At 45.1% G+C, this 237-nt stretch carries 1 pseudogene; it reads left to right on the forward strand.

Going from position 1 to position 237, the window contains the following annotated elements:
- Nucleotides 1–26: 26 nt before the first annotated feature.
- Nucleotides 27–237: pseudogene (locus tag SB725_RS33815) on the forward strand (F0F1 ATP synthase subunit epsilon); the annotation flags it as partial.

Consider the following 237-nt stretch of genomic DNA (forward strand, 5'->3'; position numbering starts at 1 on the left):
CTTTGCTAAAGCCAGGTGCAATGCGAGTGCAAACACCAAACGGTGAAGAAGAAGTAATTTACGTCTCAGGTGGTGTATTAGAAGTACAGCCTAAGATGGTTACGGTATTGGCTGATACAGCCATGCGTGCACACAATCTTGACGAAAGCAAAATCGTTGAAGCACGTAAAAAGGCTGAGCAAATGCTAGTTAACCAGTCTGATACGCTACAAACCAATGCGGCTTTGGCCTCACTTG

Origin of the sequence: Pseudomonas sp. SIMBA_041, assembly GCF_046535095.1 — a bacterium.
Lineage (GTDB): Bacteria > Pseudomonadota > Gammaproteobacteria > Pseudomonadales > Pseudomonadaceae > Aquipseudomonas > Aquipseudomonas mucoides.